Origin of the sequence: Pseudomonas sp. G1002, assembly GCF_013385455.1 — a bacterium.
Classification (GTDB): Bacteria; Pseudomonadota; Gammaproteobacteria; order Pseudomonadales; family Pseudomonadaceae; genus Aquipseudomonas.
In genome coordinates, this window is the sequence record NZ_JACAPY010000006.1 from 32873 (window position 1) to 54501 (window position 21629).

At 58.4% G+C, this 21629-nt stretch carries 17 protein-coding genes and 2 tRNA genes; 3 read left to right on the forward strand and 16 right to left on the reverse strand.

What is annotated here, in order from left to right:
* The 3 genes from HX801_RS02895 to HX801_RS02905 all read left to right on the forward strand — a co-directional run bounded on the left by HX801_RS02895 (position 1) and on the right by HX801_RS02905 (position 4984).
* The gene (locus tag HX801_RS02895) at positions 1-876 is read left to right on the forward strand and encodes an oxygenase MpaB family protein (RefSeq protein WP_008436867.1); all 876 of its coding nucleotides are present in this window, start codon (positions 1-3) and stop codon (positions 874-876) included.
* Positions 877-919: 43 nt separating this feature from the next.
* Entirely contained in the window at positions 920-1936 is a 1017-nt protein-coding gene (locus HX801_RS02900; RefSeq protein WP_177021524.1) for a class I SAM-dependent rRNA methyltransferase, read from the forward strand.
* A gap of 108 nt (positions 1937-2044) precedes the next feature.
* Positions 2045-4984, forward strand: coding sequence for a DUF748 domain-containing protein (locus HX801_RS02905; protein WP_008436847.1), 2940 nt, complete (start codon positions 2045-2047; stop codon positions 4982-4984).
* Positions 4985-5315: 331 nt separating this feature from the next.
* Here the strand turns inward: HX801_RS02905 and HX801_RS02910 are convergent, their stop codons facing one another.
* From HX801_RS02910 to rlmE, 16 genes are all read right to left on the reverse strand, one after another.
* Entirely contained in the window at positions 5316-5936 is a 621-nt protein-coding gene (locus HX801_RS02910) for a BON domain-containing protein (RefSeq protein WP_003212178.1), read from the reverse strand.
* Positions 5937-6231: 295 nt separating this feature from the next.
* Complete coding sequence (pnp, locus tag HX801_RS02915; protein ID WP_003212180.1) at positions 6232-8337, reverse strand: polyribonucleotide nucleotidyltransferase; 2106 nt, start codon at positions 8335-8337, stop codon at positions 6232-6234.
* A 194-nt stretch (positions 8338-8531) separates the two neighbouring features.
* On the reverse strand, positions 8532-8801 hold the full coding sequence (rpsO, locus tag HX801_RS02920) for a 30S ribosomal protein S15 (protein ID WP_003177875.1): 270 nt from the start codon (positions 8799-8801) through the stop codon (positions 8532-8534).
* Between the two features lie 159 nt (positions 8802-8960).
* Positions 8961-9878: a tRNA pseudouridine(55) synthase TruB gene (truB, locus tag HX801_RS02925; RefSeq protein ID WP_003212182.1), complete on the reverse strand. Its 918-nt coding sequence runs from the start codon at positions 9876-9878 to the stop codon at positions 8961-8963.
* A gap of 3 nt (positions 9879-9881) precedes the next feature.
* Entirely contained in the window at positions 9882-10283 is a 402-nt protein-coding gene (gene rbfA, locus HX801_RS02930; RefSeq protein ID WP_003212184.1) for a 30S ribosome-binding factor RbfA, read from the reverse strand.
* Positions 10284-10442: 159 nt separating this feature from the next.
* Positions 10443-12965 (reverse strand): translation initiation factor IF-2, encoded by a 2523-nt coding sequence (infB, locus tag HX801_RS02935; protein ID WP_003212186.1) that lies wholly within the window; start codon positions 12963-12965, stop codon positions 10443-10445.
* Between the two features lie 27 nt (positions 12966-12992).
* The gene (gene nusA, locus HX801_RS02940) at positions 12993-14474 is read right to left on the reverse strand and encodes a transcription termination factor NusA (RefSeq protein ID WP_003212187.1); all 1482 of its coding nucleotides are present in this window, start codon (positions 14472-14474) and stop codon (positions 12993-12995) included.
* Positions 14475-14521: 47 nt separating this feature from the next.
* On the reverse strand, positions 14522-14980 hold the full coding sequence (gene rimP, locus HX801_RS02945; protein ID WP_003235029.1) for a ribosome maturation factor RimP: 459 nt from the start codon (positions 14978-14980) through the stop codon (positions 14522-14524).
* A 140-nt stretch (positions 14981-15120) separates the two neighbouring features.
* Positions 15121-15197: transfer RNA gene (locus tag HX801_RS02950), tRNA-Met, on the reverse strand.
* Positions 15198-15293: 96 nt separating this feature from the next.
* A tRNA-Leu gene (locus tag HX801_RS02955) sits at positions 15294-15379 on the reverse strand.
* 21 nt (positions 15380-15400) lie between these two features.
* Positions 15401-15784 (reverse strand): preprotein translocase subunit SecG, encoded by a 384-nt coding sequence (gene secG, locus HX801_RS02960; protein WP_026078118.1) that lies wholly within the window; start codon positions 15782-15784, stop codon positions 15401-15403.
* Between the two features lie 4 nt (positions 15785-15788).
* Complete coding sequence (gene tpiA, locus HX801_RS02965) at positions 15789-16544, reverse strand: triose-phosphate isomerase (protein ID WP_003212194.1); 756 nt, start codon at positions 16542-16544, stop codon at positions 15789-15791.
* 66 nt (positions 16545-16610) lie between these two features.
* Entirely contained in the window at positions 16611-17948 is a 1338-nt protein-coding gene (glmM, locus tag HX801_RS02970) for a phosphoglucosamine mutase (protein WP_003212196.1), read from the reverse strand.
* A gap of 16 nt (positions 17949-17964) precedes the next feature.
* Positions 17965-18816, reverse strand: coding sequence for a dihydropteroate synthase (gene folP, locus HX801_RS02975; RefSeq protein ID WP_087693399.1), 852 nt, complete (start codon positions 18814-18816; stop codon positions 17965-17967).
* 8 nt (positions 18817-18824) lie between these two features.
* The gene (gene ftsH, locus HX801_RS02980) at positions 18825-20735 is read right to left on the reverse strand and encodes an ATP-dependent zinc metalloprotease FtsH (protein ID WP_008436840.1); all 1911 of its coding nucleotides are present in this window, start codon (positions 20733-20735) and stop codon (positions 18825-18827) included.
* Between the two features lie 200 nt (positions 20736-20935).
* Positions 20936-21586 carry a 23S rRNA (uridine(2552)-2'-O)-methyltransferase RlmE gene (gene rlmE, locus HX801_RS02985; RefSeq protein WP_003212203.1) on the reverse strand — a complete coding sequence of 217 codons (651 nt, stop codon included), beginning with the start codon at positions 21584-21586 and terminating at the stop codon, positions 20936-20938.
* Between the last annotated feature and the right edge of the window lie 43 nt (positions 21587-21629).

Consider the following 21629-nt stretch of genomic DNA (forward strand, 5'->3'; position numbering starts at 1 on the left):
ATGGAATTCATTCGCAGCCGCATCGAAAACCAGCTGATGAGCCTGACCGGCTTGTCGCTGGGCCAACTCGACCTGGAGAACCCCAAGGGCGATCCGGGTCTCTTTGGGCCGAACTCGGTGAGCTGGAAGGTCCATGGCGACTTCAGCAGCATGTTGATCGGCGGCATCAGCGCGTTGATGTTGCAGGCATTGCACCCGCTGGCGTTGGCCGGCGTGTGGGACCACTCGAACTTTCGGCAGGACATGCTGGGGCGGTTACGACGCACCTCGCAGTTCATTTCCGGCACCACGTTTGGTTCGCGGCGTGACGCCGAATGGCTGATCGAGAAAGTGCGCACCATTCACCTGCAAGTGGTCGGCCATGCACCGGACGGCCGACCGTATGCCGCCAGTGATCCCGAGTTGCTGACCTGGGTGCATGTGGCGGAGGTCAGCAACTTTCTCGCGGCCCACCTGCGTTATCGCAACCCGGATTTATCTCCGAGGGATCAAGACCGGTACTACAGCGAAATCGCCCTGGTGGCCGAGCAATTGGGCGCGCGCCATGTGCCGCGTTCGCGCCAGGAAATTTCCGATTACCTTGAGCGTATCCGCCCGCAACTGCTGTGTGACCAGCGCAGCCACGAAGTCCTGCGCCTGCTGCTCAATGCGCCGTCTCCGAGCACCCTGGCCAAGCCGTTTGGCTCGCTGATGATGCAGGCCGGTATCGACCTGCTGCCGGACTGGGCCAGCGACATGCTCGGGCAGAAGCAAAGCCCGATCCAGCGCCAGATGATTCGTGCCGGGGTCAGGCGCAGCGCGCCGTTGTTGCGCTGGGCCATGCGCAATGGTTCGGTGCAGCGGGCCCACAGGCGAATGGGCCTGCTGGAGCCATAACTGTTAAACTCCCGCGCCCCAATTACTCTGCAAGGCGCGCACTATGTCTTCCTTGAATCAGGCGCTGCGCGCCGCCCTCGATCATCGCCAGGACCTGCTCGCCGAGTTGCATGCACAAGGTACCGATTGCTATCGCCTGTTCCACGGCAGCCAGGAAGGCGCCGGCGGCCTGACGATCGACCGCTACGGCCCGCAACTGCTGGTGCAGAGTTTTCACCAGTCGCTGGAAAGCGACGACCTGTTGCACCTGCATCAAGCAATCAACCAGCACCTGGGGCTTGAACTGCTGCTGGTCTACAACGACCGCTCCCGGGGCAACTCGCGCATCGACCGTGAAGACACGGTGTACCGCGCCGAGTCCGCAGCCCTGGAAGACCTGGTCGGCCACGAATGGGGCCTCAATTACCGCGTGCGCGGCCGCCATGCCGGGCAAGACCCGCTGTTGTTCCTGGACCTGCGCAACACCCGTGGCTGGGTCAAGGCACACAGCGCCGGAAAAAGCGTGCTGAACCTGTTTGCCTACACCTGCGGCGTAGGCCTGAGTGCTGCTGCCGGTGGCGCTCGTGAGGTGTGCAACCTGGACTTTGCCGAGGGCAACCTGGCGGTCGGTCGCGAAAACGGCCAGCTCAACCCGCAATTGCCGACGATGGAATTCATCCAGTCCGACTACTTCCCGGCAATCCGCCAACTGGCCGGCCTGCCCATCAGCCAGCGTCGCGGCCAGAAACTGCCGAGTTATCCACGCCTGGAGCAACGCCAATACGACCTGGTACTGCTTGACCCGCCGGCCTGGGCCAAGAGCGCCTTCGGCACCGTCGACCTGCTGCGCGACTATCAGAGCCTGCTCAAGCCTGCACTGCTGACCACCGCCGACAACGGCGTGCTGATCTGCTGCAACAACCTGGCAAAAGTCAGCATGGACGACTGGCGCGACCAGGTCCTGCGCTGCGCCGAAAAGGCCGGGCGCCCGGTGCGCGAATGGCAGGTCATGACACCCGGCGCAGACTTCCCGTCCCACGACCAGCAACCACCGCTGAAGACCCTGATCCTGCAACTGTAGGACTTGTCCCAAAAGGGTCAGGGCGCAGTAATAAAGGCCCGGCTCTTCGGAACCGTAAACCCGTGCCATACTCCAAGGCACTCTTGATTGACATAGATGGCGTCACATATGCCCAAAGGATTGATTCGCGCCGCTGGCGCCTTGCTGACCGCCCTTGCCCTGTACAGCTTGCTGGGCTTCCTGATTCTCCCCGGCATTGCCCTTCGCGTGGCCAACCAACAGTTGGCCAACTACGCCACGGTGCCGGCGCGTGTCGAGCGTATCGAGCTCAACCCGTTCAGCCTCGAACTGACCGTGTGGGGCCTGAATATCGGTGAGCCGGGCAAGGAGCAAGTGGCCTTTGAACGCCTCTATGCCAACCTGCAGATCGACAGCCTGTGGACCCGCGCCCTGCACCTGGCCGACGTACAACTCGACAAGCCCAAGACCGAGCTGCTGTTCGACAAATCCGGCCAGCTCAACCTGGCGCAGCTGTTCAAACTCCCGGCCAGCGAACCGACACCAACCGATCCAAACGCCAAGCCATTCCCGCTGCGCATCGATAACATCAAGCTGGCAGGCGGCTATGTGCACTTCCAGGATTTGCGCCCGAGCGAGCCGATCGAGTTTCTCTACGACAAACTCGATTTCGAGCTGAAAAACCTCAGCACGCTGCCCGATGACAACGCCGACATGACCCTGGTGGCAGCCGGCCCTGAAGGCGGCCAGATCGACTGGACCGGCAACTTCAGCCTGATCCCGATCGCCTCCGAGGGCAAACTCAAGGTTACCGACGGCAAGATGAAAGTCTGGTGGCCGTATGTACGTGACGCGGTGCCGCTGGTTCTGGAAGACGGCATCCTCAACTTCAGCACCGACTACAAGCTGAGCCTGGCCAAGGAAACCGAGCTGAACCTGACCAACGTCGCCCTGAGTGTCGCGCCGTTTGCGATCAAGGCACCGGATGGCCGGCCGCTCGCGCGCCTGCAGAAGCTGGACGTCAGCGAAACCACCGTGGACCTGGCCAAACAGCAAGTGATCGTCGGCAAGATCCGCAGTAATAAACTCGAAACCTGGGCCGCCCTTGAAGCCGACGGCCAGCTGGACTGGCAGAAGCTGTTTGCCAGCCAACCGAGCAAACCTGCAACTGCACCCGCAGCCGAGCCAGCCACCGCACCCGCTACCGCCGACTCGCCAAAACCTGCACCGGCAGCGCCGAGCAAGCCTTGGCAAGTGCTGCTCAAGGACGTGCAGCTGCGCGACTATCAAGTGCATCTGGCTGACCGCTCGGCCAAACCGGCAGTCGCCCTGGAAGTCGGGCCGCTGAACCTTGACCTGCAGGGTTTCGACAGCCTTAACCAGAGCCCTTTTACCCTCAAGCTCGATACCGGCGTAGGCAAACAAGGCAAGCTCGAGGCGACCGGCCAGGTCAACCTGAGCCCGGTCAGCGCCAAGCTGAAAGTGGACACCAAAGACATCGACCTGCGCGTCGCCCAGTCCTATATCAGCCCGTTTATCCGCCTGGAACTGCGTAGCGGCATGCTCGGCAGCAACCTCGACGTGAACCTGAAAAGCACCGACCCCCTGGCATTCCAGGTGACCGGCCGGGCCCAGGTCGACCAGTTGCACACCCTGGACACCATGAAGACCCGCGACTTCCTCAAGTGGCAGCGCCTGGTGCTGGAAGGCGTGAATTATCAACATGGCGACAGCCTGTCGATCGACAAGGTCAACCTGTTGCAGCCCTATGCGCGCTTCATGATCAACGATGACCGCACCACCAACATCGATGACCTGCTGATCCCGCAGCCGGCCAACAGCCCCGGCAAGTCCGCGGCGAAACCTGCGGCCAGCAAAGAGAAGCCCCTGGGCATTCATATTGGTCAAATTGCGATCAACGACGGCTCGGCCAACTTCGCCGACTTCAGCCTGACCCCGAACTTCGCCACGGCCATCCAGCAGCTCAACGGCCAGATCGGCACCATTGACAGTCGCCAGGCCAAACCGGCGAGCGTCGACGTCAAGGGCAAGGTTGACCGTTATGCACCGGTCACCATCAAGGGCAGCGTGAATCCGTTTGACCCGATGGCCGCACTGGATATCGCCACCAGCTTCAAACGCGTCGAACTGACCACCCTGACGCCATACTCGGGCAAGTTTGCCGGGTTCCGCATCCGCAAGGGTCGGCTCAACCTTGACCTGCATTACGTCATCACCAAGGGCCAGTTGAAGGCCGAAAACAAGGTGGTGGTCGAGCAACTGCAACTGGGTGAGAAGGTCGACAGCGCCGACGCCGTGGACCTGCCGATTCGCCTGGCGATAGCCCTGCTCAAGGACTCCGACGGCAAGATCTCGATCGAACTGCCGGTGACCGGCGACTTGAACAACCCGCAGTTCAGCGTCATGCCGATTGTCTGGCAGACCCTGCGCAACCTGGTAGTACGTGCGGCCACGGCGCCATTCAAGTTCATTGGCGGCCTGATCAGCGGTGGTGGTGCCCAAGACCTTGGCAACGTGTCGTTTGCGGCAGGCTCCAGCGAGCTGAGCAAGGATTCCCAGTCGGCCCTCGACAGCCTGGCCAAAGCCCTCAAGGAGCGCCCTGCGCTGCGCCTGGAGATCGAAGGCACCGCCGCTGCCAGCAGTGACGGCCCGCTTTTGGCCGCACAACGGCTGGAACGCGAATACCAGTACAACTACTACAAGATCCTCCAGCGCCGTGGCGACAAGGTGCCGGCCCAGGCGTCGCTGCTTGAAGTACCGGAAAAGGAAAAGGCGCCGCTGCTGGAAGGCATCTACCGCACCCGCCTGAAACAACAGCCTCCGGCCGAATGGAAAGACCTGAGCAATGACGAGCGCACCGCCAAGCTGCGGGACGGTGTGATCAAGTTCTGGAGTGGCAGTGACGTGTTGCTGCGCCAACTGGGCCAGGACCGCGCCAGCGCGATCAAGGACTACCTGGTAGACAAGGCGCAGCTGGAAGATGAGCGGGTTTACTTTATCGATGCAAACCTTGGGGAAGCGGAGAAAGATGGTCGGGTGGTAACACCGATGCATCTGGATGCCGAATAAACCGGCACCCGCTGAGCACCTGTGGCGAGGGGGCTTGTCCCCCGTTGGGCTGCGTAGCGGCGCCAATGAGGGCGTCGCGGTCATTCTGGCGGATCACCGTCGTCATACCAAGGGGCCGCTACGCAGCCCAACGGGGGCAAGCCCCCTCGCCACAAGAGCCTCGCTGACCTCCCCACTTTTCTACCCACAATAGAACAGGCCCCGACACAAGTGCCGGGGCCTGTAATGACCACATCCGTGTGGTCGGTCGCATGAACCTGTGAGGTGCATTGAGCGGATAACTAGACTCGCTCGTGGCCGCCTCCGCCTAGCTCAGGCGATTCGTTAAGCGTTACTCTGCTTTCAGGCCGTCGGCCGATACAGCTTTAACGCCTTTGATTTTCTTGGTGATGTTCACCGCGGTGGTTTTCTGCGCTTCAGTCACTGCGACGGTCGACGACAGGGAAACTACACCTTTGTTGGTTTCGACTTTGATGTCGGTGCCAGGAATACCTTTCTCGGTTACCAGGTCAGCTTTCACTTTGGTGGTGATCCAAGTGTCCGAGGTGGACTCTTTGGCACCAGCAGCTGCGCTTTTGGTTTTGTCGACGTTATCAGCCTTTGTAGCGCCGCCAGCCATCAGGCCGTCAGCCGAAACTGCGGTTACGCCTTTGATTTTCTTGGTGATCGCTACAGCAGTAGCTTTCTGAGCGTCAGAGATAGCAACTGTCGAGGACAGGGAAACCACACCTTTGTTGGTCTCAACCTTAATGTCCGAACCAGGAATACCTTTCTCGGTCAGCAGGTCAGCTTTGACTTTGGTGGTGATCCAGGTATCCGAAGTGGACTCTTTAGCCTTGGTGACTTCACCGGCCGCCAGCGTCATAGGGGCTTGGGAAGTCTGAGCAAAGGCTACGTTAGCACCCATGGCCAGGGTCAGAGCGGTAGCAGTAGCGAGAGCGAACTTCTTCATACGAGTAACTCCTGTTTTATTAAAAGTCTGCAGTACGTAAACCTTGATGCTGCAGCGTTAACAGGGATATTGCAGACAGTGTGCCAACTCGACGTGGCCAATTAAATCCTTATAAAACAACACGTTATGAAAACAGGTGATTTTCGGAATCGTGCAACTTGCATGAAGACGAACGTGCCTGCATGCAAGTTGCGGCTTTTGGGGTATGGCTAAACGCCTGATTTCGCAACAGTTTCCCGCAGGCATAAAAAAAGGACTCCGAAGAGTCCTTTTTCAGCTTGCAGCGACGGGGTGATTAAACGCCCGAAGCCTTGGCTGCTGCTACGTCCTTGATGGACAGCTTGATACGGCCGCGGTTGTCCACGTCCAGTACCAGCACTTCCACTTCCTGGCCTTCTTTCAGGATGTCGGTCACTTTCTCAACGCGAGCATCGCTCAGCATGGAGATGTGAACCAGACCGTCCTTGCCCGGCAGGATGTTGACGAATGCGCCGAAGTCGACGATGCGCTCAACCTTACCGACGTAGATCTTGCCGATCTCGGCTTCAGCAGTGATACCCAGGACGCGCTGACGTGCCGCTTCAGCCGCTTCCTTGGTTTCGCCGAAGATCTTGATCGAGCCGTCGTCTTCGATGTCGATCGAAGCCTTGGTCTCTTCACAGATCGCACGAATGGTCGCGCCGCCTTTACCGATAACATCACGGATTTTGTCGGTGTCGATTTTCATCGCGATCATGGTCGGAGCATTTTCCGACAGTTCGGTACGGGACTGGCCAATGATCTGGTTCATCTGACCGAGGATGTTCAGGCGCGCTTCCAGGGCTTGGCCCAGAGCGATTTCCATGATTTCTTCGGTGATGCCCTTGATCTTGATGTCCATCTGCAGCGCGGTAACACCTTTGGCGGTACCGGCTACTTTGAAGTCCATGTCGCCCAGGTGGTCTTCGTCGCCCAGGATGTCGGTCAGGATGGCGAACTTTTCGCCTTCTTTAACCAGGCCCATGGCGATACCGGCAACCGGTGCCTTCATCGGAACGCCGGCATCCATCAGAGCCAGGGAAGCGCCGCAGACCGAAGCCATGGAGCTGGAACCGTTGGACTCGGTGATTTCCGACACAACGCGAATGGTGTACGGGAACACGTCGGCGGCAGGCAACATGGCTGCAATCGAACGACGGGCCAGACGGCCGTGACCGATTTCGCGACGACCAGCGCCACCCATGCGACCACACTCACCTACCGAGAACGGAGGGAAGTTGTAGTGCAGCATGAACGGGTCTTTTTTCTCGCCTTCCAGGGTGTCCAGCAGCTGTGCGTCACGGGCAGTACCCAGTGTTGCAACAACCAGGGCCTGGGTTTCACCGCGGGTGAACAAGGCCGAACCGTGGGTTTTTGGCAGAACGCCGACTTCGATGTTCAGCGGACGTACGGTGCGGGTGTCGCGGCCGTCGATACGTGGCTTGCCGTTAACGATGTTTTCGCGAACGGTGCGGTATTCGATTTCGCCGAAGGCTGCTTTGACTTCGCTGGAAGAAGGCTGGCCTTCTTCACCGGAAAGCTTGGCAACAACCTGGTCCTTCAGCTCACCCAGGCGAGCGTAACGGTCGGCCTTGATGGTGATGGTGTAGGCGTCGGAGATAGCGGTGCCGAACTCGGAGCGGATAGCGCCCAGCAGTGCGGTAGCTTCTGGCTGAGGAGCCCAGGTCCAGGTTGGCTTGGCAGCTTCAGCGGCCAGTTCCTTGACAGCGTTGATCACAACCTGGAACTCGTCGTGAGCAAACAGTACAGCGCCCAGCATCTGGTCTTCGGTCAGCTCTTTGGCTTCCGATTCAACCATCAACACGGCTTCCGAAGTACCGGCAACGACCATGTCCAGGCTCGAAGCTTTCTGCTGTTCGTAAGTCGGGTTCAGCAGGTAGCCGGTGCTTTCGTGGAATGCAACACGGGCAGCGCCGATCGGGCCATCGAAAGGAATACCGGAGATGGCCAGGGCCGCCGAGGTACCGATCATCGCAGCGATGTCCGGATCGGTCTTCTTGCTGGTGGAAACGACGGTGCAGACAACCTGCACTTCGTTCATGAAGCCTTCTGGGAACAGCGGACGGATCGGACGGTCGATCAGTCGGGAAGTCAGGGTTTCTTTCTCGGAAGGACGGCCTTCACGCTTGAAGAAACCACCAGGGATCTTACCTGCAGCGTAAGTCTTTTCCTGGTAGTGAACGGAAAGAGGGAAGAAGCCTTTGCTTGGGTCAGCGGTCTTGGCGCCTACAACGGTCACCAATACGGTGACGTCGTCGTCAACGGTAACCAGCACTGCGCCGGAGGCTTGACGGGCGATACGGCCTGTCTCGAGGGTAACGGTCGACTGACCGAACTGGAATTTTTTGATAACCGGGTTCACGGTGTCCTACCTTCTTTGTGGCTCTTGGGGAACTTGTCTTCTTGCGAAATTCTTGGGCAATGTCGGGAATCGGCCCAACGCCTGTCCAGGGTAAAACGTGTATCCAGATAAAACTTGAGGCTGGAAGCCTGCCATGGGCCAGCGGGAAACCCACTGACACACGACAGCCAACCAACCTCTAGCGCAATCGCTTATTAGCGACGCAGACCCAGGCGACCGATCAGAGTCTGATAACGACCCAGATCCTTGCCTTTCAGGTAGTCCAGCAGCTTACGGCGCTGGTTTACCATGCGGATCAGACCACGACGGGAGTGGTGATCTTTACCGTTGGCCTTGAAGTGACCTTGCAGCTTGTTGATGTTGTGGGTCAGCAGTGCAACTTGCACTTCTGGCGAACCAGTGTCACCAACAGCTTGCTGATAGTCAGCAACGATTTGTGCTTTTTCTTGAACGTCGAGAGCCATGAGGCAATCCTTTTTTCAGGAAACCACCCAAAGGGCAGTTTCAACAGGCCAGGGACAAATCCCTGTATCTAAAAATGAGTAGTGACCATGCCTGCTAACAGCCACCCTCGTTCCAGTTTGAGTAAAAGCTACTGCGCTTTTACCACAAACTGGTTTCGGTCATTCTGACCGAATCAGTCGACGCGGCGCGATGCGCCCGTCTTCGCTCACTTCACCGATACCGATAAAGCGACCGTTGTGATCTTGTACCCGTACCATGCCGAACTTCGGGGCATCCGGTGCACGTACCGGCTGGCCGTTAAGCCAGTAGAACGCGCTGTGCTCCGAGAAGTGCAGCAATGGCCAATCCAGCAAACCGCTGTCCGATGGCATCAGGAAGCGATCAACCGCTTCGTTGCCGCCTTCGGCATGTACCGCTTCCAGCTCTTCCAGCGTGACCGTCTGGGCCAGGGTGAAAGGGCCTGCCTGGGTGCGTCGCAGTTCTGCAACGTATGCGCCACAGCCTAGTTGCTCACCGATATCTTCCACGAGGGTACGGATATAGGTGCCTTTGCTGCAGTCCACCGCCAACCGGGCGGTGTCGCCTTCAGCGGCGAGCAATTCCAAGCGCGCAATAGTAACAGAACGCGGTTCGCGCTCCACCACTTCCCCTGCACGTGCCAGCTTGTATAGAGGCTGGCCATCACGCTTGAGAGCCGAGTACATCGGCGGTATCTGACTGATTTGCCCACGAAAAGCAGGTAAGGCAGCTTCGATATCAGCACGACCAACGGTCACCTCGCGAACCTGCAAAACATCACCTTCGGCGTCTGCCGTGGTGGTGGTCTTGCCCAGTTGCATCAGGGTCTCGTAGCCCTTGTCGGAATCGAGCAGGTATTGCGAAAACTTGGTGGCCTCGCCGAAGCACAACGGCAACACGCCGGTGGCCAAGGGGTCGAGGCTGCCGGTGTGCCCTGCCTTCTCGGCATTGAGCAGCCAGCGAACCTTCTGCAACGCCGCATTGGAGGTAAAACCAATGGGCTTGTCGAGCAGAATGATGCCGCTGACATTACGACGGATACGTTTGACCTGAGCCACCGATTACTCCTTGGCGTCTTCAGGCGTGGCGGATTCCGGGTGCTGATTGTCTTCAGCCACGGCCCGCTCGATCAGTGCCGACAGGTGCGCGCCACGCACGACACTTTCGTCGTAGTGGAAGTGCAACTGAGGAACGCTGCGCAGCTTCATTTCACGGGCCAACTGCATACGCAGGAAACCTGCGGCGGAGTTGAGCACCTTGATGCTTTGCGCGATTTCTTCGCTGTTGTCCTGGCCCATCACGGTGATGAAGATCTTGGCGTGACCAACGTCACGGCTGACTTCAACGGCGGTGATGGTGACCAGGCCAACACGTGGGTCTTTTACTTCACGACGGATCAGCTGTGCCAGCTCACGCTGCATCTGATCGCCGATACGTTGGGTACGGCTGTATTCTTTTGCCATGTCTTGTTACCTGTTGCTGCCACACGGTGAAACCCGTGGGGTCTGAAAGCGGCAAACGCCCGGCCTGACAAAAGCCAGACCGGGCGTTGCGTTTAGAGTCCGGACACAGCGCCAGGCATTTGCATGCCCGGGCGCTGCGTGGCCCTTGAAGTACGCGAGTTAGAGGCTGCGAGCAACCTGGACCTTCTCGTAGACTTCGATCTTGTCACCCGCCTTGACGTCGTTGTAGCTCTTGACGCCAATACCGCATTCCATGCCGGCACGTACTTCGGAAGCGTCATCCTTGAAGCGGCGCAGGGATTCCAGCTCGCCTTCGAAGATAACGATGTCTTCACGCAGTACACGGATTGGACGGTTACGGTGCACAACACCTTCGATAACCATGCAACCGGCGATCGCGCCGAATTTCGGCGAGCGGAACACATCACGCACCTCGGCCACACCCAGGATGTTCTCCCGGACGTCGCTGCCAAGCATGCCGGTGAGGGCTTTCTTGACGTCTTCGATGATGTCGTAGATGACGTTGTAGTAACGCATGTCCAGGCCTTCCTGCTCGACGATCTTCCGTGCGCCAGCATCGGCACGCACGTTGAAGCCGAACAGTACAGCGTTGGAGGCCAGCGCCAGGTTGGCATCGGATTCGGTGATACCACCGACACCGCCGCCGACCACACGCACTTGCACTTCGTCGTTACCCAGGCCATTCAAGGCGCCGTTCAACGCTTCGAGGGAACCACGAACGTCAGATTTGAGGACGATGTTAAGCGTCTTCTTCTCTGCCTGGCCCATGTTCTCGAAGATGTTTTCCAGCTTGCCGGCGTGAGCACGGGCCAGCTTGACTTCGCGGAACTTGCCTTGACGGAACAGAGCCACTTCACGGGCTTTCTTCTCGTCCGACAGCACGCTCATCTCGTCGCCAGCGTCCGGGGTACCGTCCAGGCCGAGGATCTCGACAGGGATGGAAGGACCGGCTTCCTTGATTGGCTTGCCGTTCTCGTCGAGCATGGCACGTACACGGCCATAGTTCGAACCGACCAGGACCATGTCGCCTTGGCGCAGGGTACCGTCTTGAACCAGAACGGTTGCAACCGGGCCACGACCCTTGTCGAGACGCGATTCAACCACAACACCACGACCTGGGGCCGATGGAGTTGCTTTCAGTTCGAGAACTTCGGCTTGCAGCAGGACAGCTTCGAGCAGTTCGTCTACACCGGTACCGACTTTCGCCGAAACCGAAACGAATGGCGTATCACCGCCCCACTCTTCGGAAGTCACGCCGTGAACCGACAGTTCGCTACGGATGCGATCGAGATCGGCGCCCGGCTTGTCGATTTTGTTCACTGCAACAACCAGAGGAACACCAGCGGCTTTAGCGTGCTGGACAGCTTCAATGGTCTGCGGCATTACGCCGTCGTCCGCTGCAACTACCAGGATCACGATGTCAGTCGCCTTGGCACCACGGGCACGCATGGCGGTAAACGCGGCGTGACCAGGGGTGTCGAGGAAGGTGACCATGCCGCGTTCGGTTTCAACGTGGTATGCACCGATGTGCTGGGTGATGCCGCCGGCTTCGCCTGCAGCTACCTTGGCACGACGGATATAGTCGAGCAGCGAGGTCTTACCATGGTCAACGTGGCCCATTACGGTCACGACTGGCGCACGGGAGAACGTCTCGCCTTCAAACTTCAGGGACTCGGCCAGGGAATCTTCCAGGGCGGTGTCGCTGACCAGGGTCACTTTGTGGCCCAGCTCTTCAGCAACCAGTTGGGCAGTTTCCTGGTCCAGTACCTGGTTGATGGTCGCTGGGGTACCCAGTTTGAACATGAACTTGATGATTTCAGCAGCCTTGACCGACATCTGATTGGCGAGGTCGCCAACAGTGATGGTCTCGCCGATCTGCACATCACGCACGACAGGGCCGGTTGGGCTCTGGAAACCGTGGGCGTTGCGCTTCTTCAGCTTGGCCTTGCCGCGACCACCGCGACGGAAGCTGTCGCTTTCTTCGTCGGTAGTACGTGGGGCAACGCGTGGCGCTGGGGCCTTCTCTTTGACCGAAGCACGATGTGGAGCGTTTTTGCGCTCACCATCGCCACTGCCACGACGATTGTTATCGTCGGCACGTGGTTTGTCCGGGCGGCGAGGTTCTTCGCGTTTGCGAGCGTCGGCTGCAGGAGCTGGCGCGGCGGCAACCGGAGCGGCCTCACGAACAGCTTCAACAGGCGCGCTAGGCGCAGCAACGGCCTCAGTGTTAGCAGGTTGCGCAGCAGCAGGCTGGCGACGCGCTTCTTCTTCGGCGCGACGCTTGGCTTCTTCTTCAGCCTTCTGACGAGCAGCATTTTCTACTGCGCGACGTTCTTCCAGTTCGCGTTTGCGCTCGGCTTCGATTTCTTCCGGGCTGCGCTGTACGAAGACTTTCTTCTTGCGTACTTCAACGCTGATGCTCTTGCTGCCAGCAACACGCAGGGTGCTGGTGGTTTTGCGCTGCAATGTAATCTTGCGCGGTTCTTCCACTTTCGCCTTGTGGCTGCTCTTCAAGTGAGTCAGCAAAGACTGCTTCTCACTATCGCTCACACCTTCATCGGCGGCGGTGTGCGGCAGACCTGCCTCACGCATCTGCTGCAACAGGCGCTCTACCGGTGTTTTGACCTCATCGGCCAGTTGTTTCACCGTGACTTGCGTCATGCACTTCTCTCCTCAGGCCGCGCCTAATTACTCGAACCAATGGGCTCGGGCGGCCATGATCAACTTGCCGGCACGATCATCGTCAATGCCGTCGATGTCGAGCAGGTCGTCAATAGACTGCTCGGCCAGGTCTTCGCGGGTAATTACGCCGCGCACCGCCAGTTCCATCGCCAAATCCTTGTCCATACCCTCAAGCGAGAGCAGGTCTTCGGCCGGATGGGCGTCTGCCAGCTTTTCCTCAGTAGCGATGGCTTTAGTCAACAAACGATCCTTGGCCCGAGCGCGAAGCTCGTTGACGGTGTCTTCGTCAAAGCCGTCGATGTTGAGCATTTCTTCCAACGGTACGTAGGCAATCTCTTCCAGGCTGGTGAAGCCTTCATCTACCAGCACCTGTGCCAGGTCTTCGTCGACTTCCAGCTCGTCGATGAAGTTGCGCAGAATGTCACCGGTTTCTGCTTGCTGCTTAGCCTGGATGTCCGATTCGGTCATCACGTTCAGGGTCCAGCCGGTCAACTGGCTGGCCAAACGTACGTTCTGACCACCGCGACCGATGGCCTGAGCCAGATTGTCTGCGCCAACGGCGATGTCCATTGCATGGGCATCCTCGTCAACGATAATTGCCGCCACTTCAGCAGGCGACATTGCGTTGATCACGAACTGCGCAGGATTATCGTCCCACAGGACGATGTCCACACGCTCACCGCCCAATTCGCCCGACACTGCCTGGACGCGCGAACCGCGCATACCAATGCAAGCGCCTTGCGGGTCGATGCGTTTGTCCTTGGAGCGGACCGCGATCTTGGCGCGTGAACCCGGATCGCGGGACGCAGCCATGACTTCGATCAGGCCTTCGGCAATTTCCGGCACTTCGATGCGGAACAGCTCGATCAGCATTTCCGGCGCGGTACGCGACAGGATCAACTGAGGGCCGCGGTTCTCGGTGCGGATTTCCTTGAGCAGCGCACGCAAGCGCACGCCAACCCGGAAAGTTTCGCGGGAAATGATGTCTTCGCGGGCCAGCAACGCTTCAGCGTTGTTACCCAGGTCGACGATCACGTTGTCGCGGGTGACTTTTTTCACGGTGCCGGAGATGATTTCCCCCAGGCGCTCGCGATAAGCGTCAACGACTTGAGCGCGCTCGGCTTCGCGGACCTTCTGCACGATGACTTGCTTGGCAGTCTGTGCAGCGATGCGGCCGAACTCGATGGATTCGATCTTTTCTTCGACGACATCACCGACCTGGGCGCCCGGATGCGTTTCAGCAACCTTGCTCGGCCAGGTTTCGATGGCCGGATCATCAAGATCGGCTTCTTCGACGACCGTCCAGCGACGGAAAGTCTCGTAGGCACCGGTGTGGCGGTTGATTTCCACACGCAGATCAACTTCGTCTTCAAAACGCTTTTTGGTAGCAGTGGCCAGGGCCAGCTCCAGCGCTTCAAAAATCACGTTTGCCGGTACGCCCTTTTCATTGGATACCGACTCAACAACCAGCAGTACTTCTTTGCTCATCGTACGCCTCGCCTTTCGCAAGCCATTGGATCCGCGGGATCCGCGTCTCAGTCAAAACTGGGAATAATGTTGGCCTTGTCGATCATATCGATCGGCAACAAGAACTCATGGTCTTCTACCTGCACCACGACGTCCTGCTCTTCTACACCGCGCAGAAGGCCCTGAAAGTTGCGTCGCCCTTCAAAGGGAGAGCGCAGCTTGATCTTCACTTGTTCACCGGCAAATTTTGCAAACTGATCAATAGTGAACAGTGGGCGTTCCATGCCAGGCGAGGAAACTTCGAGGGTGTATTCAACGGAGATCGGATCTTCAACATCCAGGACACCGCTGATCTGACGGCTGACAATGGCACAATCGTCCACCAGCACGCCGCCCTCTTTATCGATATAAACGCGCAACATTGAGTGGCGACCTTGAGCCGAAAACTCAATACCCCAGCATTCATAGCCTAGGGCCACGACCACCGGGGCCAACAAGGCCTGCAACTCTTCTAGCTTGCTCGACACCTGAACCCCCTCGTGCATGTATGTGCATGCTGTGCAAAATAAAAAAATGGGCGAAACGCCCATCCTTGAAACGCCGTCGAACAGCGGCGTTGAAAGTGTCCAGCTAACAAAAAGCCCCTTAAAAGGGGCTCCGCTAAAACTGGTTGCGGGGGCCGGATTTGAACCGACGACCTTCGGGTTATGAGCCCGACGAGCTACCAGACTGCTCCACCCCGCGACAAAGCTGGGGCGGAAGTATACGACCGATCCCTTACAGGGTCAATGTAACCTTCCACCTACAAGAAAGCCCGCAACAGCGGGCTCTCCTGATAATTGGTACCGAGAAGGGGACTCGAACCCCTACACCCTATGGGCACAACCACCTCAAGGTTGCGTGTCTACCAATTCCACCACCTCGGCAATACAGCGTTTACAACCTTCTTACTTCTGCTCTTGAGCTGGAGGTACGTCAGTCGCTGGAGTAGCCGACTTTTGCTCTTGAAGCACCGGGACATCATCAGAAGCCGGTTTTGCTTTTGGTACTTCCAACACTGCTGGGTTTGGGAGACCTACTTGAGTCAGCACATGAGCTTTCTCTTTAGCAAAGTAACCTAACCCCAAGCTGGTTATGAAGAAACCGGCGGCAAGTATAGCAGTAAACTTACTAAGAAAGGTAGAGGAACCTTGGCTTCCGAACACAGTATTTGAAGCACCTGCCCCGAAAGACGCACCAGCGTCCGCACCTTTACCCTGCTGCAGCAAAACCAGAGCAACTACGCCCAGTGCACCCAGCAGATGAAAAACAACGATGACTGTTTCCAGCATTTTTTCAGTTTCCCGCGGCGCGACAAATCGCACCGAACTCATCTGCATTCAGGGAAGCCCCACCAATGAGCCCCCCATCGATATCCGGCATGCCGAACAGTTCGACCGCATTGGCCGCCTTCACGCTGCCGCCGTATAGAAGCCGCACACCTCGTGCGACCTCAGAATTCTCTGCCGCCAACTGCGCGCGGATGGCTGCGTGCACATCCTGCGCCTGTTGCGGCGAAGCAGTCAGCCCGGTGCCAATGGCCCAGACCGGCTCGTAAGCAATTACTGCATTTGCAAAGGCACCGACTCCCAGCTCCTCGATGATGCTGCCCAGCTGACGCCCGACAACCTCAAGAGTTTTACCGGACTCACGCTGCTCAAGGGTCTCCCCTATGCACAACACCGGAACCAAGCCGCAAGCCTGTGCCGCCGCGAATTTGCGATTGAGTGTCCCATCACGCTCGCCCATGATCTGGCGGCGCTCGGAGTGCCCAACAAGCACCAGGGAGCAACCCGCATCAACCAGCTGACTCGGTGCAATCTCACCGGTCAACGCACCTTGCATGGATTCCACCGCAGAGTTCTGCGCGCCGACCTGGATCGACTTGCCTTTCAAGCCATCAATCACTTGATTGATATACAAGCAAGGCGGGAATACCGCGACATCAACACCGCTAGGCAAGGCCAAATGACGAAGGCCATTGATCAGCTCAGCGACACTGGCGCGGGTACCGTGCATCTTCCAGTTACCAGCTACCATAGTGCGACGCATGCTGTACCTCGTCGGTCAAAGTGGGCGCAGATGTTACCCAACCACATCATCACTGGCAAGCCGAATTCAGGCGCAAACTTCAGTTACCAGTTTTGCCAGCTCTTCGGCATAGCCGCGAACCTGTGTTTCGTCCTCGCCCTCGACCATTACACGCACCAAAGGCTCGGTACCCGACTTGCGCAGCAAGACCCGACCACGCCCCGCCATGGCGGCAGTCACGCGCTCACTGGCCTCTTTGACAGCCGGATGCTCGATAGGGTTGTCACCGCCTGCAAAGCGCACGTTGAGCAGCACTTGCGGGCACTTGCGCAACGCCTGCCGCGCCTGGGCCAGGCTTTCTTCACGGCGACGCAGCGCCAGCAGCACCTGCAGCGCCGCAATGATCGCATCCCCGGTAGTCGTGTGCTGGAAGCAGACGATATGACCGGAATTTTCGCCACCCACCTGCCAATTACGCTCCAGCAGGTCGGCAATCACGTAGCGGTCACCGACATTGGCGCGCACAAACGGGATCCCCAGATCTGCCAGGGCCAGCTCCAGGCCAAGATTGCTCATCAAGGTACCGACGACGCCGCCTTGCAGCTTGTTACGCTCATGCAGGTCACGGGCGATGATGAACAACAGGTCGTCGCCATCGACGATCGCGCCAGTGTGGTCGACCATCAATACGCGGTCGCCATCACCATCGAACGCGATGCCCAAGTCGGCATGCTCAGCCAGGACAGCCGCCTGCAACTGCCCCATGTGGGTTGAGCCGCAGTTGTCGTTGATGTTCAGGCCGTTCGGCTGCGCCGACAGTACAGTAACGTCTGCGCCAAGCTCCTTGAACACACTCGGTGCGACTTTGTACGTCGCGCCGTGGGCGCAGTCGATGACGACCTTCAACCCGGCAAAATTGGTGCTGCTAGGCACGCTGCTTTTGCAGAATTCGATGTAACGGCCGGAAGCGTCGTTAATCCGCGATACCTTGCCCAGCTTGCTCGATTCGACGACGGTCATCGGCGCATCCAGCAACTCTTCGATCATGTGCTCGATCTCATCCGGCAGCTTGGTGCCCTGGCCCGAGAAGAACTTGATGCCATTGTCATCATGGGGATTGTGCGAAGCGCTGATCACGATACCGGCTTCAGCATGAAAGGTACGCGTCAGGTAAGCGATCGCCGGCGTAGGCATCGGCCCCAACAGCATCACATCAGCGCCGGCAGCAGACAGACCTGCCTCCAGCGCAGACTCAAACATATAACCCGAGATACGCGTGTCCTTACCCACCAGGATACGGCAGGCCCCCATGCTGCGGAACGCCATGCCGGCGGCCCAGCCCAGCTTGAGCATGAAATCGGGAGTAATCGGGAATTCGCCGACCCGACCGCGAATGCCATCGGTGCCAAAATACTTTTTAGTCATAAGTGCTCCATCATTCTTATTCGGCTGATTCAACCGCTGCGATCATCCGCACTACATCTATCGTCTCGGCCACGTCATGCACGCGCAAGATGCGCGCACCCTTGACCACGGCAAGTGCCGCAAGTGCCAGGCCGCCATGCAGCCGCTCACCCACGGGACGATTCAACGCCAGACCTATCATGCTCTTGCGCGAAACCCCGACCAACAAGGGGCGACCAAGGGCATGCAGGGATTCCATATGCTTGAACAGGCTTAAATTGTGCTGCAAGGTCTTGGCAAAGCCAAATCCCGGGTCGAGGATTATCCGCTCGGGAGCAATCCCCACCGCCGCGCATTGAGCCATGCGCTCGGCAAGAAAACCTTTCACTTCACCGACCAGATTGTCGTAATGCGGGTCGTCCTGCATCGTGCCCGGCTCGCCAAGCATATGCATCAGACAAACCGGCAGCCCCGTCGCGGCGGCCGCATCCAGAGCGCCATCGCGCTGCAAAGAGCGCACATCGTTGATCAACCCTGCTCCCAGCCGCGCAGTTTCGCGCATAACGGCAGGGGTCGAGGTGTCGACAGAGATGATGACGTCCAGCTCTTGATGGATGCGCTCGACAATCGGAGCAACCCGTTCCAGTTCCTCCAGGGGAGAAACTGCGCGCGCGCCGGGCCGGGTTGATTCGCCACCGACGTCAATCAGAGTCGCACCGGCAGCCACCATCGCTTCCGCATGGCGCAACGCAGCATCAAGCTGACTGAAGCGACCACCATCGGAAAAGGAATCAGGGGTTACATTAAGAATGCCCATAACGTGTGTATGGGCCAAATCAAGAACCCGGCTGCCGCAAGGCAACCGGGTCGAGGACAACGCAGAAGTCATTTCAAACCTTAATGGTCAGCAGCCGGGCCGCCGATCGGGGCTTCAGGGCGTTCGTTCTGTACCACTGGCGGCGTGCCCGAAGTACCCGAACCACCTTCCCAATCGCGAGGCTCGCGAGGCGTACGACCAGCCATGATGTCGTCAATCTGCTCGGCATCAATGGTCTCGTACTTCATCAAGGCATCAGCCATGGCGTCGAGCTTGTCGCGGTTGTCGGTGAGGATCTGCTTGGCCGTGCCGTAGCACTGGTCAATGATGCTGCGCACCTCGGAGTCGATCAGCTTGGCTGTCTCGCCGGAGAAGCTGGCAGCTTGACCACCACCACCGCGACCCAGGAATACTTCGCCTTCTTCCTCGGCATACATCAAAGGACCGAGTTTCTCCGACAGACCCCACTTGGTCACCATGTTCCGCGCAATCTGGCTGGCACGCATGATGTCGTTGGAGGCACCGGTGGTAACACCGTCGAAGCCCAGGGTCATCTCTTCGGCGATCCGGCCGCCATACAGCGAGCAGATCTGGCTGATCAAGGCACGCTTGGAGAGGCTGTAGCGATCCTCTTCCGGCAGGAACATGGTGACGCCCAGCGCCCGGCCACGAGGAATGATCGATACCTTGTAGACTGGGTCATGCTCAGGCACAACGCGGCCAACAATGGCGTGACCGGCTTCATGATAAGCGGTGTTCTGCTTCTCTTTCTCGGACATGACCATGGATTTGCGCTCTGCGCCCATCATGATCTTGTCTTTCGCCAGCTCGAACTCCTTCATTTCAACGATGCGCTTGCCGGTACGGGCGGCAAACAGCGACGCCTCGTTCACCAGGTTGGCAAGGTCGGCACCGGAGAAGCCTGGAGTACCACGGGCAATCACGGCCGGAGCCACGTCGTCGCCCATTGGCACTTTGCGCATGTGTACTTTCAGGATCTGCTCACGACCGCGGATGTCTGGCAAACCGACAACGACCTGACGGTCAAAACGGCCCGGACGCAGCAACGCGGGGTCGAGTACGTCTGGACGGTTGGTTGCGGCGATCACGATGATGCCGTCGTTCATTTCAAAGCCGTCCATCTCAACCAGCAACTGGTTAAGCGTCTGCTCACGCTCATCATGACCGCCGCCCATGCCGGCGCCACGATGGCGACCAACGGCGTCGATTTCATCGATGAAGATGATGCACGGAGCGTGCTTCTTGGCCTGTTCGAACATATCGCGAACACGGCTGGCACCTACACCGACGAACATTTCGACGAAGTCGGAACCGGAAATGGTGAAGAAAGGTACTTTGGCTTCGCCGGCAATGGCCTTGGCCAACAGGGTTTTACCGGTACCTGGCGGGCCAACCATCAGCACACCGCGAGGAATACGGCCACCCAGGCGCTGGAACTTGCCCGGATCGCGCAGGAATTCAACCAGTTCGCCCACTTCTTCCTTGGCTTCGTCGCAACCGGCAACGTCAGCCAGGGTAGTTTTCACCTGGTCTTCGGAGAGCAGGCGCGCCTTGCTCTTGCCGAAACTCATCGGCCCGCCCTTGCCTCCCGCACCACCTTGCATCTGGCGCATGAAGAACATGAACACGGCGATAATCACCAGTATCGGGAAGCTGGCCACCAGGAGCTGGGTCCAGATGCTCTGCTGCTCAGGCTGCTTGCCTTCGACAACCACGTGGTTATCCACCAGGTCGCCGATCAGGCCATTGTCCTGGATTGCCGGACGGATGGTCTTGAAGCTGTCGCCATCGTTGCGCTTGCCGGTAATCACGTAGCCATCAACTGCTACGCGCTCGACCTTACCATCCTTAACTTGCTGGATGAAGTCGGAATAGTTGAGGGTCTGCGGCTCGTTAGGGCTGGAGAAGTTGTTCATCACCGTCACGAGGACAGCCGCGATGATCAACCACAGGATCAGATTCTTTGCCATATCGTTCAATTAACTACCCTCTGAAGCAAGCTCCGCTACTGGCGCGTGCTTCGCATGATATTCACCGGCCTAACTTACTACATTACCTACAACTCTGGCAGGCGCCGTCTGTAACCCTTTGTGAAACTTTGACTACACAATATTCGTAAAGCTTCATGACGAAAGCGATATAAAAAAACCTATCGCCTCCGTCAAATTTCTCAAAAACGCTCTTCACTGGCAGCGCCTTCAATGCCACGGAAGCCGCGACCCAGCAAATACTGCTCGCGAGACCTGTCCCGGGAAGAGTCAGGCTTGCGTGTCTGTACCTTGTCGAACAGTTTGCGGATGTTCTTGTGATACTCGTCGAAGCCTTCACCCTGGAAGACCTTGACCAGGAAGTCACCACCCGGACGCAGTACCCGTCCTGCCAGGTCCAGTGCCAATTCGCACAGGAACATGGCTCGCGGCATATCAACAGCCGGTAATCCACTCATATTGGGGGCCATATCGGAAATCACAAGGTCTACCTGCGAATTTCCGACGGCCTCAAGGATCTGTGCCAGCACTTCATCCTGGGTAAAATCGCCGTGAACAAAGGTCACGTCAGGGATGCTGTCCATTTCCAGGATGTCGGAAGCGATCAAACGACCTTGTCCACCAATCAGACGACTGGTCACCTGGGACCAGCCACCCGGGGCGGCACCCAGGTCGATAACGCTCATGCCAGGACGGATCAACTTGTCCTTTTCCTGGATCTCCAGCAGTTTGTAGCTGGCCCGGGAACGGTAGCCATCCTTTTGCGCCATTTTGACGTAAGGGTCGTTGAAATGCTCTTGCAGCCACTTAAGGCTAGTTTTGGAACGGGCCACGGGCCACCTCGAAAATAAAACGGGTCGTGATTAACTGGGCGGT

Bases quoted from the DNA above. Each gene is read 5' to 3' on its own strand.
- HX801_RS02910 (WP_003212178.1), bottom strand. From the start codon at position 5,936: ATGAAGAAGTTCGCTCTCGCTACTGCTACCGCTCTGACCCTGGCCATG.
- folP (WP_087693399.1), bottom strand. From the start codon at position 18,816: ATGACTTCTGCGTTGTCCTCGACCCGGTTGCCTTGCGGCAGCCGGGTT.
- HX801_RS02895 (WP_008436867.1), top strand. From the start codon at position 1: ATGGAATTCATTCGCAGCCGCATCGAAAACCAGCTGATGAGCCTGACC.
- ftsH (WP_008436840.1), bottom strand. From the start codon at position 20,735: ATGGCAAAGAATCTGATCCTGTGGTTGATCATCGCGGCTGTCCTCGTG.
- rbfA (WP_003212184.1), bottom strand. From the start codon at position 10,283: ATGGCAAAAGAATACAGCCGTACCCAACGTATCGGCGATCAGATGCAG.
- glmM (WP_003212196.1), bottom strand. From the start codon at position 17,948: ATGACTAAAAAGTATTTTGGCACCGATGGCATTCGCGGTCGGGTCGGC.
- tpiA (WP_003212194.1), bottom strand. From the start codon at position 16,544: ATGCGTCGCACTATGGTAGCTGGTAACTGGAAGATGCACGGTACCCGC.
- HX801_RS02905 (WP_008436847.1), top strand. From the start codon at position 2,045: ATGCCCAAAGGATTGATTCGCGCCGCTGGCGCCTTGCTGACCGCCCTT.
- rpsO (WP_003177875.1), bottom strand. From the start codon at position 8,801: ATGGCTCTCGACGTTCAAGAAAAAGCACAAATCGTTGCTGACTATCAG.
- nusA (WP_003212187.1), bottom strand. From the start codon at position 14,474: ATGAGCAAAGAAGTACTGCTGGTTGTTGAGTCGGTATCCAATGAAAAG.
- infB (WP_003212186.1), bottom strand. From the start codon at position 12,965: ATGACGCAAGTCACGGTGAAACAACTGGCCGATGAGGTCAAAACACCG.
- HX801_RS02900 (WP_177021524.1), top strand. From the start codon at position 920: ATGTCTTCCTTGAATCAGGCGCTGCGCGCCGCCCTCGATCATCGCCAG.
- secG (WP_026078118.1), bottom strand. From the start codon at position 15,784: ATGCTGGAAACAGTCATCGTTGTTTTTCATCTGCTGGGTGCACTGGGC.